The 1744-nt window shown below is 32.9% G+C and carries 2 protein-coding genes and 1 pseudogene; all 3 read left to right on the forward strand.

From position 1 onward, the window contains the following. On the forward strand, window positions 1–284 hold a 284-nt coding region (locus ERX35_RS11265; RefSeq protein ID WP_149459979.1), incomplete at its 5' end, for an IS3 family transposase. Window positions 285–1010: 726 nt separating this feature from the next. After that, window positions 1011–1190, forward strand: a complete 180-nt coding sequence (locus ERX35_RS11270) for a lactococcin 972 family bacteriocin (RefSeq protein WP_149459980.1) — start codon at window positions 1011–1013, stop codon at window positions 1188–1190. A 47-nt stretch (window positions 1191–1237) separates the two neighbouring features. Further along, window positions 1238–1744: pseudogene (locus ERX35_RS11275) on the forward strand (hypothetical protein); the annotation flags it as partial.

Here is a 1744-nt window from a genome sequence, read left to right on the forward strand (position 1 = left end):
TTGATAATCATCTCATAGATGAAGTGCTTGATACCTTCGGTATTCAGAGATCGTTGAGTATGAAAGGGTGTCCGTATGATAATGCGGTCGCTGAAGCAACCTTTAAAGCGATGAAGACCGAATTTATTAATCAATTTCATTTTCTTTCTCTAAATCATTTGAATATTGAACTTTTTGATGATGTGAACTGGTACAACAATATCAGACCGCACGGTGCATTGAATGATCTAACACCAAAAGAATATAAAGAAATATTCTATAAAAACTGTCCAATATTATGTTGACAGACCAAAACCCTGTCCTCCGATCCATGGCGTCACGTCGCCACGAGTATCCGTCATATCTACTTTCAGAGCACCAGGTCTCTCACCTGGCCATAGCACTTGTTATCTCTGCCTGAGCTGTCCATTGTGTCCCTAACTCCACAGACGGCCTGTGATGCACCGTAAAGCCGTCTGAACGCCCTATGTTCCCTAACTATTTGGCAAACCCTATTCATGTCTTTTTTGTATCTGCTCGTCACTGCCTGGGTGACTCACGAGTGGTAGAAGAGTGGAATCATGCAAACTACCGCATATGCCTACGGTCAAAGTGACAAATCCCGTAGACATGCTGGATGAATTTGTTGGTCAATGGCTCCAGCCCACCGTTCCTTTTTTACATGAAGAACACCTGAAACATGTACTGTCGTATGAAGTTGAGGCAAACAAAAAGACAGGTAGCGATCTTACACTACCTGTCTTTTGTAATCTCTCTTCATCCACTTTTTTCTTAATTTGAGCCAAGTCTATTGAGGTCTGATGGAAGTTGGTAGCTCCTATCACTCCTGCCGTTCTTTTTTATTTGCCTTAATTATACAATTAAGAATAGAATGTATGCAATGGAAATTATCATTTATTTAAAATATCTCTATACAAATGTTACTACTTTTTACTTATATTTAAAAATATTGTTGTAAAAGAAATCCAAAAAGATTATACTAAAAATGTAAAAAATTACAGAGGGGATAGATCAATGGAGTAGGAGAAAAATATGTTTGGTCGTACTATTCTCATGATTCAAAATATCATGCTTCAACTGCAATTGGTAAATATCCTTCAGAGAGTGGGAAAACTCGTCCTGGAGTAAAAGCACAGGCATCCGCAGAAAAATCTTGGGCTGGAAATCAAACATATTATAAAGTGTATTAGAAAAGAATGGATAAATTATCCATTCTTTTCTTGATGGAAAGGGAAAAATGAAAATTTTAAAAATAATTTTAGATCTTTCTATGTTATTTATTATTTTTTCGATTCTATTTTTGTTTAGTCTTAAAGAAGAAGAAGAATTGATACCAGATAGTAATTATGTAATTAAAATTACGGAATGGGATTTTAAACATAGCAAAGAATCCATATATAAAGAACTAAATAAAATTTCTAAAGAAAATGACATTTCTATTTATAAAGTAAGCTATAGTGATGGAAAAAATGAAACAAACAAGTATATTTATCCTATAAATAGTAAGGAAAAAGATTTGACAGAAACCTTTAACAGTAAAAAAAATAAACTTATGAATTTTGAGGAAGTGCTAAAAAAAGATGTTAGAGGAAATTATTTTGTTAAAGAAAAAAATATAGATAATACTAATATTCAAAATAGTTTACTTAAATTAGGAATTAAGTCAGATATAATAAAAATATCTCCTCAAATTTTATTTATTAGTTTAATAGCGGATAACGGATTACTATTCCCTATATTATCA

Source organism: Macrococcus equipercicus, assembly GCF_004359525.2.
Taxonomy (GTDB): Bacteria; Bacillota; Bacilli; order Staphylococcales; family Staphylococcaceae; genus Macrococcus; species Macrococcus equipercicus.